Here is a 14861-nt window from a genome sequence, read left to right as displayed (position 1 = left end):
ATCGATTTCGCGAATCCGCCTTCCCGACGTATCGTGACATCGACGATCGAGGAGGATCATGTCACCGTCGCGCTCCCGTGCCCGTGCCCGCCGCGTCGCCGCGGTCGCGGCATCCGCTGTGCTCGTCGGAGGGCTCTCCGCGTGCGCCGCTCCGGGGCTGCCCGTCGTCGATTCCGACGCCGACAAGCCCTTCGTGCTCTCCGGGGTGTCGAACCTCACCCAGATCGCACAGCTCACCGGTCCCGACGGGATGAACGACACCGAGTCCGCGGCCGTCGCCGGGACCGACCTCGGCTCGATGACCAACCTGGGCGACCGAACCTACTTCTTCTTCGGCGACACGTTCGGGCAGCGCGACCCGGACTCGATCGGCGGTCAGGGCGGGGTCTGGCGCTCCAACGTCTCGGCCTGGACGACCGACGACGACCCGTCCGACGGCATCAGCTTCGACGGCTGGGCGCCGGTCGACGATCTCGGGTGGGCGCAGGCGCTCGTCGAGGGCGAGCACGACATCAACGACGGCGACGGCGAGGTCACGAAGATCCCGACGCACGGCTTCGCGATCGGCGACACGCTCTACATCTCGTACATGTCGGTGTCGTACTGGGGAGAGCCCGGCGCGTGGGACGCGAATTACGCCGGTCTCGCGAAATCCACCGATCAGGGCCGCACCTGGACGCCCCTGGACGAGCCGCGGTGGCCGGGGGAGTCGAACTTCATCCAGGTCGCGCCGGTGCACGTCTCCGACGGCGGCGAGGACTACGTGTACTTCTGGACGATCCCGTCCGGCCGCTTCGGCGGGGTCGCGCTCATGCGCGTGCCGGCCACGGAGGAGGCGGTCGAAGACCCCGGCGCCTACTCGTACTTCGCCGGCACGGACGCCGACGGCGCGCCCCGCTGGGACCCCGACATGGATGCCGCCGAGATCGTGGTCGACGGCACGATCGGCGAGCTGTCGGTGATGCGGTCGGACTACCTCGACCGCTGGATCATGACCTACTCCGACGGCGGCGACGCCTACATCCGCGAGGGCGTGACGCCGTGGGGGCCGTGGAACGATCCGGTGCTGTTGGTTCCCGGCGCGGACTACCCGGGGCTCTACTCGCCGTACCTGAATCCGCGCTACGTCGCCGAGGGCGGCAAGCGGATCTACTTCACGCTGTCGCTGTGGGGGCCGTACAACGTGTTCTGGTTCTCGGTGGACCTCGAGAAGACCCCATGACCGCCGTCGCCGTGCGTTGTGAAATCGATACAGACCGAGCGGATGCCGCATCCTGCCGTCGCCGTGGGCGTCTCGGTTGGGCCGATCACCGCGGATCGCAGTTTGCGCCCATTGCGCATGAAATCGATTTCGTCTACTCTGACCGTGACGAGGTCACCGGCGATCCGCGCAGGACGGCGGCAGCGCCCGATCCGAACGGATCGGGACGCCGTGACCGGCCACAGCTCCGACTCACCGAAGAGTCGTGTTCCTGAGGAGGGACGAATGCACAAGAGAAACAGCAGGCTCTTGCTCGCCGTCGCGGCAGCGGCGGCGGCGGGAACGGTCCTCGCCGGCTGCAGCGCCGGCGGCGGCGGCGACGCCGGAGGGGACGGGGTCACCACCGTCCAGTTCTGGCACCGCACGTTCACGCCCGTCGAGAACGAGTGGTACGCCGACATCGTGAAGCAGTTCAACGCGTCGCAGGACGAGATCAAGGTCGTCGACACCGAGGTGCCCGCCGACGCGTGGGACCAGAAGATGAAGTCCGCGCAGGCCGCGGGCAAGGCGCCCGACATCTACACGTTCTCGGCGAGCATCACCGACGCCGTCAACGCCGGGCAGCTGCACGAGCTCAACGACCTCGTGCCGCAGGACAAGCTCGACGAGATCATCGACGCGGCCCAGCCGATCTCCCAGATCGGCGGCAAGTACTACGCGTACCCCCTCCTGCTCGAGCCGCAGACGGTGCTGTTCTGGAACAAGGACCTGCTCTCGGCAGCGGGCCTGGACCCGGAGACCGGCCCGACCACGTGGGACGAGCTGCTCGACATGTGCGCGGCGATCAAGCCGACGCTCGCCGACGGCCAGTACTGCATCTCGCCGGCCAGCGACGCGGTCACCTTCGCGTGGTCCTCCGTCGGTCAGCAGTACAACTTCGCCGGCCACACCGCGCTCAACGAAGACTGGACCGCGCCCGACATCGACAACGACGGCTATCGCCAGCTGATGGCCAACTACAAGACGCTGTGGGACGAGGGCTACATGCCCCAGCAGGCCCTGGACGTGTACGTCGGAGGCAAGGACTTCGGCGAGGAGAAGGTCGCGTTCAAGGTGTCGGGCTCGTGGATGATGTCCGAGATCGGGTCGGACTACCAGGACGTGCTGCCCAAGACCGGCGTCGGCGCGTTCCCCAACGCGGCGGACGCCGACGGTCGCGGCGCGACCACCCTGGGCAACTTCCGCTGGGTGATCGACGCCAAGTCGAAGAACGCGCAGGCGGCGGCCGACTTCCTCACGTGGGCGCTCGCCGGCGACCCCGAACTGCTCGTGCCGTTCTTCGTCGACACCCAGTTCACGAAGGTCCCGGTCCGCACGGCCGTGCAGGACGCCGTCACGGCGGACGAGGCCAGTGCCGATGCACCCTGGTCGGGCATCGTGATGAACGACATCGTGCCGACGGCGATCCCCGAGCCCACCTACCCGTGGGACGTCTCGCTCGCGGTCGGAACGGCGATGGAATCCGTCATGAAGGGCGCGGCGTCTGCGGACGACGCCATCAAGACGGCGGAGGATGCCATCAACACCGTGATCCAGCGCGACGACCTGCCCAGCAAGGCGCCGAAGTCCTAGCGAACGGATGAGGTCCGGGGGCCGGTGACATCGGCCCCCGGACTTGTGCCCGGGCCCACAGCGAGGTGAGGAAATGACCGCGACGCAGACGATGATGACCGAGACGGAGACCATGGTGCTCCCCGGTCGATGGCAGGAGAGGCGCCGGCACAACCGCTTCCGGTACCGCGACGGCAGGATCGCGTACCTGCTGATCCTCCCGGCGGTGGTGCTGCTGGGGATCTTCGTGATCTGGCCGGCGGTCTACGCCGGGTACCTGTCCTTCCAGGACTGGAGCTTCTACAAGGACCCCGAGTTCGTCGGCTTCCGCAACTTCACGAATGTGCTGAGCGACCCGCTGTTCTGGGAGTCGATCGGCCGCGGCTTCGTGTTCGTGGCGATGACGGTCCCCCCGATGCTGCTGCTCGCGTTCTTCTTCTCGAGCCTCGTGGTGAGCGTGTCGCGCTGGTTCGCCGGCACCCTCAAGGTGAGCATCTACATCCCGACGATCATCTCGTCGGTGATCACGTCGATCATCTTCGTGCTCATCTACAACTACTCCGGCGGCATCCTCAACGCGATGCTCGACGGCTTCGGCATCGACCCGATCGCGTGGATCGGCGACCCGGCGTGGGCGCTGCTGGCCATCGCGATCCCGGCCATCTGGCTCGGGATGGGGCTCACGTCGCTCATCATGGTGGCCGCGATGGTCGACATCCCGTCCGAGTACTACGAGGCCGCCGCCATGGAGGGCGCGAACTGGTGGCAGAAGACCCGCTACATCACGCTGCCGCAGATGAAGAACGTGTTCCTCTACCTGCTGATCACCGGGTTCGTCGCGGCGATCCAGCAGTTCGAGCTGCCGCTCGTGATGACCGGCGGCGGGCCGCTGAACTCGACCACGCTGCCGAACCTGTTCATCTTCAACCACTTCCGCAACGACATCAACGTGGGCTACTCGATCGCGGCGGCGCTGCTGCTGTTCGTCGTGCTCGGCACCGTCTCGGCGCTGGTGTTCCGTTTCGTCAACTCCGAGAGGCTGGTGGACTGACGTGACCGCCGTTCAGGAAGCCCCCGCCATGACCGCGCTCGCTCCGCGGCGCCGCACCCGCGACCTCAGCTGGTGGTTCTACGCGATCGGCAAGGCGCTGGTCGGGATCGTCTTCATCGCCGCGGCGCTGTTCCCGCTGGCCTGGATGGTGATCGCCGGCTTCAAGTCGAAGACCGAGGTCATCCAGACCCCGTTCCAGTTCTTCCCCGAGGTCTGGCGCTGGGAGAACTACGCGCAGATCCTCGCCGACCCGACGTTCACCCGCACGATGCTGTGGACCTTCTTCGGCGCCGTCCTCTTCACGCTGCTCGCCCTCACGGTCAATTCGCTCGCCGCGTACGCGTTCGCCCGCCTCGACTTCCGGTTCAAGCGGACGCTGTGGGTCATCGTCATCACGACGATGTTCATCCCCGGGATGACGATCCTGCTGACGAGCTTCATCGTGGTGACGAACCTCCAGATGCTCGACACCCTCGCCGTCCTGGTCGTCCCGGGAGCGGCCAGCGCGGGGATGATCTTCTTCATCCGGCAGTTCTACCTGAGCATCCCGTCCAGCCTCGAAGAGGCGGCGATGCTCGACGGCTGCGGACGCATGCGCATCTTCACCAAGCTCTTCCTGCCCCTGTCGAAGCCGCCGTTCGTCGTGATGGGCATCACCGCGTTCCTCGCCTACTGGAACTCGTACGTCTGGCCGATCATGACGATCACCACGCCGGACCAGTTCGTGGTCCAGCAGTACCTCGCGACCTTCCGCTCCGAGCGCAGCACCGAGCTCGGTCTGCTGATCGCCGGGTCGGTCCTCGCGGCGGCGCCCGTCATCATCCTGTTCCTCATCTTCCAGCGCCAGATCATCGGCAACATCAAGATGGCGGGTCTCAAGTAGCTGAATGCAACCCATCCCCGAGCCGTACCAGGAGCCGCCGAGCGCAGTGACGCCCGCCGGCTTCCTGGCGTGGGTGACACGGCTGCAGTGGACGACCGTGCTGCAGGGCACGGTGTGCGACGTCGTGTGGCTGCTGGGCCTGGCGCTGACCCCGTGGGCGATCGGGCAGGCGATCGACCAGGGGCTCGTCGCCGGCGACTACGCCGCGTTCGCCGTGTGGATGGCGGTGGTGCTGTGGCTGCAGCTGCAGCATTCGCTCATCCAGGGACTGCGTGATCGCGCGGGCTCGATCAACTTCTCGCGTGCCGAGTCGCGCGTCGGCCAGGTGCTCGCGCACGCGTCCACTCGCGTGACGACGGCCGCAGACCGTGCCCTGCAGCCGGGGGCCGTGGTCACGATGGCCTCCGAGACCTGGCCGGTGAGCTTCCTGCCCATCAACGTGGGATCGCTGGTGTCGGCGACGGTGTCGTTCGTCACGGTCGCGGTGCTGCTGCTGCGCGAGTCGGTGCTGCTCGGCGTCCTGGTGCTCGTGGGCGTGCCCGTCTTCGCCACGCTGTCGTTCGCGCTCGTGAAGTCGCTGCACACCCGGCAGTCCGCGGCATGGGAGGCGAGGGCCGCGATGAACACGGTGGCCCTCGACAGTGTCAAGGGCCTGCGGGTGCTGCGGGGCGTCGGCGGGGAGCGCCGATTCCTCGCGCGCTACCAGGAGCACTCCGCGCAGGTGCGCGATACCGGGGTCCGGGTCGCCTGGCCGCTCGCGGCCGCCGAGGCGATGAACGTCCTCGTCGCGGGGATCTTCGTCGCGCTCCTCACCTGGATCGGGGCGATCCTGGTGGTGGACGGGCACCTCCAGGTGGGGGCGCTGGTGGCGTTCTACGGGTACGCCGGCTTCCTGCTGCTGCCGGTGGCGCTGGTCAACCAGGTGCTGACCGTCGGCGTCGCCGCGCACGTCAGCGCCAAGCGCATTGTCGGGCTGCTGCGGGTCGAGCCGCTGTGGGAACGGGATGCCGTCGCCCCGGCGCGCGAGCCGCACCCTGGCGTCGTCCTCATCGAGGACGCCACGACCGGCCTGCGCGCGGGCGAGGGCGAGCTGCTCGGTGTCGTCGCCACGGACGCCGGTGCGGCCCGCGCGCTCGTGGACCGCCTCGGCCGCCTCGTCCCCGACGTGCCGGGGGCGACGGTGCGATGGCGCGGCGTGGAACTCTCCGCGTTCCCGGTCGAGGAGGTGCGTCGCCGCATCGTCGTGTCGGACCCGGTGCCCTTCCTCTTCAGCGGCACGCTGCGTGAGCTGCTCGACCCGTGGCGGCGCCACGACGACGACGTGATCCTCCGTGCCGTGGCCGCCGCGGAGGGGGCCGACATCGTCGAGGCTCTCGACGGCGGGCTCGACGTCCTGGTGGGGGAGCGGGGGGTCGAGTTCTCCGGCGGACAGCGCCAACGCCTCGGCGTCGCCCGTGCGCTGCTGGCGGAGCCCGAGCTGCTGGTGATGCTCGACCCGACCTCGTCGGTCGACGCGCCGACCGAGGAGCGCATGGCCGACGGCATCCGTCTTCACCGCGCCGGCGCCGCGACGGTCATCGTCACCACCAGCCCGCTCGTGCTCGCGCGCGCCGACCGCATCGCGTTCATCTCGGGCGACCGCGTCGTCGCCGAGGGGACGCACGACGAACTGCTCGGGTCGGCGGAGTTCCGCGCGGTCGTGCTGCGGGCGGAGGGGGCCCGATGAACGGTGCGGCCGTGCCCACGGCGAGCCCGGCGCGGGTGCGCGCGGCGCTCGTGGGCATCTGGCGCGAGCGGCGCGGCCGGTTCATCGGCGTCATCGTGCTGTTCGGGGTGTCGGCGTTCGTCGGCATCCTTCCGCCGCGGCTCATGGGGCTGCTGGTCGATCGGCTCACCGCCGGTGCGACAGCCGGCGAGGTGGCGCTCGTGTGCGGCGGGATGCTGCTGTGCGCCCTCGTGCAAGGGGCGCTCATCGTGATCGCCACGCGGACGGCCGCGGTGCTGGGCGAGGACGTGTTCGCCCGGCTGCGGGACGACTTCATGGCCAGCGCCCTGCTGCTGCCGATCGGCCTCGTCGAGCAGGGCGGCACGGGCGACCTCGTCACCCGCACGACCCAGGATGTCAGCGCGGTATCGGGGACGGTGCGCCGGGCGCTTCCGGAGTCCACGATCGCGGTCGTGACCGTGGTGCTGACCCTGTCCGCCACGGTGATCACCGCGCCGCTCATCGCCCCCGTCTTCCTGCTCGGGGTGCCCATCCTCGTGCTGGTGATGCGCTGGTACGTGCCGCGTGCGAGCGCCGTGTACCGGCGGATGGGGGCGAGTTACGGCCCGTTCTTCGCCTCCATCAACGAGACCGCGGGTGGTGCGCGCACGGTCGAGGCGTTGAGCCTGCAGGACGCGCGGGTGCGCTCGACGGGTGCCGCGCTCACCGAACGGTGGCTGGCGCAGCTCGGGCGCATCCGGCTCCGGCAGGTGATGCTGCCCTGGTCGAACCTCGCGTTCGCCATCCCGGTGTTCGCGTCGCTCGCGTGGGGCGGATGGCTCGTCATCGAGGGGGTCATCCCGATCGGCACCGTGGTGACGGCATCCCTCTACGCGGCTGCGCTGGTCCCGCCGCTCGAGTCGCTGATCGGGTGGACCGACGAGCTGCAGAAGGGGGTCGTCTCGTTCGCGCGCATCCTCGGCGTGTCGGAGCTTCGGGAGCCGGAGACGGATGCCGCTGCCCGGCCCGTCGGGCAGGATGTCGAGCTGCGCGACGCGCGCTTCGCCTACCGCGAGGGGCACGAGGTGGTGCACGGGGTGTCGCTGCAGGTGGTGCCCGGCGAGCGGCTTGCGGTCGTCGGCCCGTCCGGCGCCGGCAAGTCGACGCTCGCGCGCCTGCTGACCGGCATCGACCGCCCCAGCTCCGGACGCGCGATCGTCGGCGGCGTGGACGTCGTCGACATCCCGCTGGATCGGCGGCGCCGCGAGATCCTCCTGGTGGCGCAGGAGAGCCACGTCTTCGCGACGAGCATCCTCGAGAACGTGCGCTTGGCCCGTGCCGAGGCCACCGACGAGCAGGTGCGGCACGCGCTGGCCACGACGGGAGCGCTGGCGTGGATCGGTGCGCTCGACGACGGCTGGGACACCGCCGTCGGCGCGAACGGCCATCCCCTCACCGCGGCGCAGGAGCAGCAGCTCTCGCTGGCGCGTGTCGTGCTCGCCGACCCGCACACGCTGATCCTCGACGAGGCGACCTCGGCGATGGACCCGCGTGCGGCCCGCGACCTCGAGGCCGCGCTGGGCGCTGCCCTCCACGGACGGACGGTGATCGCGATCGCCCACCGGCTGTCCACGGCCTACGACGCCGACCGCATCGCCGTCGTCGAGGCGGGTCGTGTCGTGGAGCTCGGTTCGCACGACGAGCTGCTGACCGAGGGTCGCGCCTATGCGCGGTTGTGGGACGCCTGGAGCGACGACGGGGCATCGGAGTCCGCGGGTCGCGACGGGCAGCAGGATCCCGCCTGAGTGAAATCGATCCCGAATTCTGGTCCGCCTCCCCGCGGGACCAGAATCACCGATGCGTGTTGATTTTCCCGCAGGGAATCGCTGGTCACGCATGTGATCGCTCTCGAGCTGTGGTCGGAAGTACCCTCAAACGCCTCTTGCGTCTGAAATCGATTTCGCGCTAGTCTCCCAACCACTGTGACCGATGAGGGCGCGTGCCCGGGACGTCGTCGCGGCCGGCCGGGCCGTCGAGGGTGGGGCCCGCGCCAGGAACCGGAAGCCCCAAAGGAGATGCAATGACGCATTCGTTCCCGAGGATCGCCGCCGCCGCCGTCGTGGCCGGAGCGGTCTTCACCGTGACCGCCTGCGGCAGCGGAGCCCCGGACGAGGGATCCGACGGCGCCGTGACCGTCGAGTTCTGGCAGAACCAGTTCTCGGACGAAGACAACGCCTGGTACAAGGAGACCGTCGCCGCGTTCAACGAATCGCAGGACGACATCCACGTGAAGCTCACGGTCGTGCCCGGCGACGCGTGGGACCAGAAGCTCAAGTCGGCACAGGCTGCCGGCAACGCTCCCGACATGTACACGATGAACTACTCGGCCGTGCCGATGAAGGCCCGCAACCAGCAGATCGCACCCATCACGGAGTACATCGACGACAGTGCCTGGGCCGACCTGGACACGCGCTTCCTGGATGCCGTCACCGTCGACGGGGAGCAGTTCGCGTATCCGTTGCTCTACGAGCCCAGCGCTCTCCTCTTCTACCGCACCGATCTGTTCGAGGCCGCGGGGCTCGACCCGGCGACGCCACCGCAGACCTGGGATGAACTGCTGGCCGCCGGCACGGCGCTGAAGGATGCCGATCCGGACGTGGTGCCATTCCAGATCGCGCAGACCGCGGTCGAGCTGTCCTGGTCGACGTGGGGCGCGCAGTTCGGCACCGCCGGTCACATGCCGATCTCCGATGACTGGTCGGAGTCCCTGGCGACCGACCCGGCCTACCGGCCGCTGTTCGAGTTCTATCGCGATCTCTACGGCGACGGAATCCTCGCGAAGCAGCCGCTCTCGCCCTACGGCGATGCGGCGCCGCTCGGCGAGGGGAAGCTCGCGATGATGGCGAACGGGTCGTGGGGGATCAGCCTTCTCCTGAACGATTACCCGGACATGGTGGAGAACCTCGCGGTCGCAGCGATGCCCAGCGTCGACGGCGACCCGAGCCGGGCCACGGCGACGCTCGGCGGCTGGACGATCGGCGTCGACGCGAAGTCGGAGCGCATCGAGGAGGCGGCCGCCGCGATCAGCTGGATGCTCGCGGAAGACACGGCGCTCCCGAAGGACTACTTCGTCAAGACGAAGTTCACGAAGCTCTCGCCCCGACTGTCGCTCGCCGAGGAGCTGGCGGCCGATCCGGGCGCCGACGTGGACCCGTTCTACGAGGTGCTCGTCGACTCCACGAAGTCGGCGATCCTCGAGCCGACCTACGACTGGCAGGTGAGCCTCGCATTCGGCACGGCGCTCGAGAAGGCCATGCGTGGCGAGGACATCGATGCCGCGGTGAACGAGGCCGACGCCACCATCACCAAGCTCATCGGCGACCTCGGGCTCGCTGAGCAACTCCAGTAGGACGACAGGAAGGCAGGAACCTCATGCGACATGCACGAAGAAGCACAGCGGTCACGGTGGCGCTCGCCGCGCTCGTGATCGGCGCGATCGCTCCCGTCGGGATGACGGCCGCGTCGGCCGCCGCCCCCGACGCCGTCGCCGCGGCATCCCCGGATCACTCCCCGGCCGTCGTCGTGGCGAAGATGACCGGTCCGAAGTCGACCAGCGCCACCGATGCGCGCTGGAAGGTGACGGGCACCGACCTCGGCATCATGTGGGACAACGGCCAGGGCGAGATCCTCACCGCGTTCGGCGACACATTCGGCGACTGGAACGGTCCTGGCGGCGGAGGCGGCGACTGGCGGTCGAACGTGCTGCTGCGCAGCTCCGACACCGACCTGTCCGACGGCATCACGTTCGACTCGGCGGTCGAGGACGCCCCCGGTCACGCCGGCGAGATCATCCCGTCGCTCAAGATCAACGGGCAGGAGATGACGACGATCCCGACGGCGGGCATCGCCGTGGGATCGCGCCAGTACCTCGCGTTCATGTCGGTGCGCCAGTGGGGCGCGCCGGGCGCATGGGACACGAACTTCAGCCGCATCGCCTACTCCGACGACAACGGCCAGACCTGGAACTCGACCGACGGCCCGCAGTGGACCAACACGGCCGATGGGCAGCATCCGTTCCAGATGGTCGCGTTCGAGAAGCACGACGGCTACGTGTACATGTTCGGCACGCCCAACGGGCGCTTCGGCGCGGCGCACGTCGCCCGCGTGCCCGAGGCGCAGGTGCTCGACAAGTCGGCGTACTCGTACTGGAACGGCACCACGTGGGTGCTCGGCGACGACACCGCCGCCGTCGCGATCGTGCCGCCGAACGTCGCCGAGCTGTCGGTGCAGTACAGCGAGCACACCGGCGGATGGCTCATGACCTACCTCGATCAGAACCTCGACCTGGTGCTGCGCACGGCTCCGTCGCCCGAGGGCCCGTGGGCGCCGTCGCAGCGGCTGGCGAGCTTCGCGGACTACCCGGGCCTCTACGGCGGGTACATGCACCCGTGGTCGCAGGATGGCGACCTGTACTTCGCACTGTCGCAGTGGGAGCCGTACAACGTCTACCTGATGCGCGCCGAGATCGACGAGGACGGCACCGTCGTGAACCCGAACCTCATCGAGGACCCCGGGTTCGAGCGCGCGACGGGCGGCGGGATGCCGGCGCCCTGGGCCTGCACGGGCAACTGCGGCATCGACACCAACCACGCCTGGGCGCACGGTGGCACGAAGCAGGGCTGGATGCGCTTCAACGCCGGCTGGATCGACGTCCACCAGGACGTCGCCGTCGAGCCGAACACCACCTACACACTGACCGGATTCGTGGTGACCGGCGGTGCACCCGCGCAGGGATCGATCGGCGTGCGTGACCTCGGCGCGGGCGGCGCGACGATCGGCGAGACGACGTTCGAAGCGGTCGGAGCGTACACGCGGTATTCGGTGACGTTCCACAGCGGCAACCGCACTCAGGTGCAGGCGTTCGTGGGCACGAACCTGAACGGCGACCGCTGGGTGCAGATCGACGACATCTCGCTCGTGAAGGCGAAGGAGCAGCTGCCGGGGCTCTCGGTCACCGTCTCCTCGAATCCGAAGGCGGGCACCGAGGTGGTGCGCGACGACGTCGTGACCTACACGGTGCGCGCGTCGACCGACAGCGCGGGGCCCGAGGGCGTGGCGCTGGCCGTCGACCTCGCCGGACTCGTCGACGACGCCACGCTCAACCCGGCCTCGCTGCGCTCCTCGATCGGCGCGCCGGTGCTCGACGGGTCGACGCTGCGGTGGACCGGGGCGATCCCGGCGGGCCAGACGCTCGAGGTCACCTTCGCGGCGACGGTGCGCAGAGATGCCTCGCGAACCGACTCGCAGCTCGTCGTGACGACCGCCGCGACGGCCGACCGCGCCATACTCACCTCGTGCGAAGGATGTGCGCTCACGCTCAAGGCGGTGCACTACGACCCGCGCAAGCCGCGGCCGGAGTTCCCCGACAAGCCCGGCAAGCCCGACAACCCGGGCAAGCCCGACAAGCCTGGGAAGCCGGGCAAGCCGTAGTCGGCTGAGCTCAGGTGCACGCCCGCCGTCCGACCCGACCGGGTCTGGCGGCGGGCGTTCCGCCGCGTGGCGGGCGATGAACGCTCGGGCGCTGACCGGCCTACGGATCAGCGATCGCCGCGGAGCCACACCTCGAGCTCGGCGATCGACGTGTACCGCATCGGCCCGCCAGGGTTGCCGATCAGCCGCACGCCGTCGGCGCACACCTCGGCGAAGTCGAAGACGTACTCGCGCTCCTCGAGCGCCGTGAAGTCGTTGCGATACGCGGGAGCGACGGATGCCGCCACCTCACGCCACTCACCCTCCACCCGGACCTCGATCCGGGGGCCGTCGGAGAACCATCCGCCCATCGAGTCCTGCCCGCCGGGCACATAGACGACGCGGTCGAATCGGCGCGGGGAGGGCCACTGGTAGCCCCACGCGTCGTCTCCGGAACCCGGTCCGCGGCTCGAGTCCTCGGCGAGATCCCGCCGCCCGTCGTTGAGCACCGACGTCTGTCCGTCGGCGACACGGGAGACCAGCGGCCGGGTGTCGGGAGCCAGCGCGAGGTTGCCGGTGGCGGCCGGGGCGACGGCATCCGTCCCCGGATCGAATCGCACCCGGCGCAGGCCGAAGGTGTACGCGCGGCCGCCGCGGGATCCCGCCTCGAAGAACCAGTTGCTCTGCAACCACAGGTCGCGGCCGTCGTCCGAGAGGAACTTCGAGGGCATCGTGGGGGCGTAGCCGCCGTGCTTCGCCAGCGGCGACCGAGGTCCCTGCCAGGGGAAGCTCCCGTAGTCGGCGGAGTGCAGATGCCGCCACGGTCCCCACGGTGCCGGGGCTTCGAAGAACTCGTGCGTGTACTCGCTCCACGAGGAGTAGAGGTACCGTCCGAGCCCCGGGTTCCACACCACCCCGCCCTGGGCGATCGTGGTGAAGCCCGACCTGCTCCCGTCGGGCGGCGGTACGGGGTACATGCGGCGCTCGTCGACCAGCACGGGCGCCTTCGCGGCGATGGCGGCGCTCCAGCGCGGACCGCCGCCGGCGTCGCGGCCGGCGAAGAACTCCCACGCCCCGCGGTCGAGAACGGATGCCGCGGGCACCCGTGCCAGGAACAGCTCCGTCGGGTCGGGCACGATCCGCGTGAACGACGTGCGCCAGTTGCCGTCGAGGCCGTACGCGTAGACCCACGGGCTGCCGCCGTTGGACTGCCCGAGGTCGAGGAACATCACGGTCGTGAACACATGGTCGCGGAAGAGCGGCTCGTCCGCCCACGTCCAGGTGCGGCCGTCATCGGCCGAGCGCACCACGGTGGCAGTGGGCGCCTCGTCGAACACGCCCTCCTCGCCGCCGCAGCGCAGGTCCTGCACGGCGAGGTACAGCTCGTCGTGCCCGTCGCCGTCGCCGTCCACCGCGACCATTCCGGTGGGCTTGCGGTTGAAGCGGGGTGGGTCCCAGATCGGCGCGACGGCGTCGCCCGCCGCGAGCGGCGTGCCGGTCATCCCCGACGTCGGGTCGCCGTCGATGCGCCCGACCAGGATGTCGCTCCAGCCGTGGCGGGCGAACCCGGTGCCGTCTCCGGCGGCCGCGTACAGCGCGCCGTCGCCCGCCCACGCCGAGGGCCACAGGTCGCCGTCGCCGTCGGCCCACACCGTGTTCGCCTGGTCGACGTGCGCGACGCGCAGGCGCAGGGGGGAGGGATCCGGGTTCACCGGCGCGCCGTCGATGCGCGGGAACGCCGCGTCCGACGACGGATCGGTCACCGCGCTCAGTCCTGGGGTGCGCGCGGCGGCGTCGAGCCGATGTCAGGCACCGGGGCGGTGCCTAGGTGCACCTCCATGTCGTCGGCGCTGGGCGACTTCGGGCGGCGCGCCGTCGGCCGGTCCAGGTAGAACATCGCGGTCGACGCGATGTCGTCGCGCAGCGGCAGGTAGCGCCAGCCGCTGCGCCAGCCGAGCGCCTGGATGTCGACCTTCGGGATGCCGGAGCTGAAGAAAATCGGGTCGAGCAGGTGCCAGCGGTACATGCCGAAGCGCTGCTGGCTGACGTACAGGCCGTCGGGGCGGATCACCTGGGGCATGCCGAGGTAGGGCGTGGAGAACTCGGTGTAGCCCTTGCCGGGGATGTCGAAGTTCCACGCGCCGCCGAAGTAGTCCTCGGTGCCGGTGCCGCAGATGGTCGGGTAGTCGGTGTCGTCGTCGAGGTAGAACTTGATCTCGCCCTCGCCCCACCAGCCGTTGGAGTTGACGCCCCACGCGATGTACGTGCCGACGTACTGGCCGCTGCCCTCGATGCCCTCGAGGATCGTGTGCGGCACGAGCTCCTCGAGCGGGTTCGAGCGCCGCCACTGCGCGTGGAAGTAGCCCTCGTTCGAGTAGTCGCCGCCGATCTCGTAGGTGACCTGGTAGTAGACGCGCACGTCGACGACGGACGTGTTCTCGATCGTGAGCCGCGCGCCGCTGCGGAACGGCATCGGCCAGTACGAGTTGAACCCGCCGTGCGGGTTCGCGGCGATGGGCTGCGAGTTCACCTGCGCGAACACGCCCCAGCCGTTGCAGAAGAAGTCGCCGTAGGGCACCTCGACGGCGGGCTCCTCGGCGCCGTCCCAGTACGCACGCAGGATGAGGGTGCGCCAGTTGTCGGTGTGCGTCGTGATCCAGATGTGGGTGATCTTCCCGCCGCCCTGGATGTTCGCGAGGTCGAAGGTCTCACCGGCCTTGATGTCGACGCTCGGCGAGATCTTCCAGCCCGGGCCGAGATCGCGGGCGCAGGACGCCCCGGTGCCCTCGGTCGCGCGTCCGCCGCCCCCAACGGCGCCGTCGAAGTTCTCGGGCGAGATGGAGCGGGTCTGCAGCGACCGCAGCGACGCGATCGAGGAGAGGTCGGGGGAGGGGAGCTGGGGAGCGTTCATCGGCGGGCGCGTCCTCGGGTCGGTGCACCG

At 69.7% G+C, this 14861-nt stretch carries 11 protein-coding genes; 9 read left to right on the top strand and 2 right to left on the bottom strand.

What is annotated here, in order from left to right; translation table 11 throughout:
* The first annotated feature begins 58 nt into the window (after positions 1 to 58).
* The 9 genes from AC1DDU_RS06200 (at position 59) to AC1DDU_RS06160 (ending at position 11941) form a co-directional block, all read left to right on the top strand.
* The gene (locus tag AC1DDU_RS06200) at positions 59 to 1222 is read left to right on the top strand and encodes a DUF4185 domain-containing protein (RefSeq protein ID WP_477432162.1); all 1164 of its coding nucleotides are present in this window, start codon (positions 59 to 61) and stop codon (positions 1220 to 1222) included.
* Positions 1219 to 1476 (top strand): hypothetical protein, encoded by a 258-nt coding sequence (locus AC1DDU_RS06195; RefSeq protein ID WP_477432160.1) that lies wholly within the window; start codon positions 1219 to 1221, stop codon positions 1474 to 1476. The genes AC1DDU_RS06200 and AC1DDU_RS06195 overlap by 4 nt, the downstream gene beginning before the upstream one ends.
* Before the next feature lie 10 nt (positions 1477 to 1486).
* Positions 1487 to 2833: an ABC transporter substrate-binding protein gene (locus tag AC1DDU_RS06190; RefSeq protein WP_477432158.1), complete on the top strand. Its 1347-nt coding sequence runs from the start codon at positions 1487 to 1489 to the stop codon at positions 2831 to 2833.
* A 73-nt stretch (positions 2834 to 2906) separates the two neighbouring features.
* Positions 2907 to 3863 (top strand): carbohydrate ABC transporter permease, encoded by a 957-nt coding sequence (locus AC1DDU_RS06185; RefSeq protein ID WP_477432156.1) that lies wholly within the window; start codon positions 2907 to 2909, stop codon positions 3861 to 3863.
* 1 nt (position 3864) lies between these two features.
* Positions 3865 to 4746 (top strand): carbohydrate ABC transporter permease, encoded by an 882-nt coding sequence (locus tag AC1DDU_RS06180; protein WP_477432154.1) that lies wholly within the window; start codon positions 3865 to 3867, stop codon positions 4744 to 4746.
* Between the two features lie 4 nt (positions 4747 to 4750).
* Positions 4751 to 6472, top strand: a complete 1722-nt coding sequence (locus tag AC1DDU_RS06175) for an ABC transporter transmembrane domain-containing protein (RefSeq protein ID WP_477432152.1) — start codon at positions 4751 to 4753, stop codon at positions 6470 to 6472.
* Positions 6469 to 8256 (top strand): ABC transporter ATP-binding protein, encoded by a 1788-nt coding sequence (locus tag AC1DDU_RS06170; protein WP_477432150.1) that lies wholly within the window; start codon positions 6469 to 6471, stop codon positions 8254 to 8256. The genes AC1DDU_RS06175 and AC1DDU_RS06170 overlap by 4 nt, the downstream gene beginning before the upstream one ends.
* Before the next feature lie 275 nt (positions 8257 to 8531).
* A complete protein-coding gene (locus tag AC1DDU_RS06165) occupies positions 8532 to 9860 on the top strand; it encodes an ABC transporter substrate-binding protein (RefSeq protein WP_477432148.1) in 1329 nt (442 codons plus the stop codon).
* Positions 9861 to 9916: 56 nt separating this feature from the next.
* On the top strand, positions 9917 to 11941 hold the full coding sequence (locus AC1DDU_RS06160) for a DUF4185 domain-containing protein (RefSeq protein ID WP_477432146.1): 2025 nt from the start codon (positions 9917 to 9919) through the stop codon (positions 11939 to 11941).
* Positions 11942 to 12048: 107 nt separating this feature from the next.
* Here AC1DDU_RS06160 and AC1DDU_RS06155 read toward each other — a convergent pair whose 3' ends face one another.
* Positions 12049 to 13683: a hypothetical protein gene (locus AC1DDU_RS06155; RefSeq protein WP_477432145.1), complete on the bottom strand. Its 1635-nt coding sequence runs from the start codon at positions 13681 to 13683 to the stop codon at positions 12049 to 12051.
* A 5-nt stretch (positions 13684 to 13688) separates the two neighbouring features.
* A complete protein-coding gene (locus tag AC1DDU_RS06150; protein WP_477432143.1) occupies positions 13689 to 14831 on the bottom strand; it encodes a glycoside hydrolase family 172 protein in 1143 nt (380 codons plus the stop codon).
* Positions 14832 to 14861: the final 30 nt, after the last annotated feature.

The organism is Microbacterium sp. 05T445 (assembly GCF_056395865.1).
Note: the sequence above shows the minus strand (reverse complement) of the source record. Positions and strands in the feature narration are given on the sequence as shown.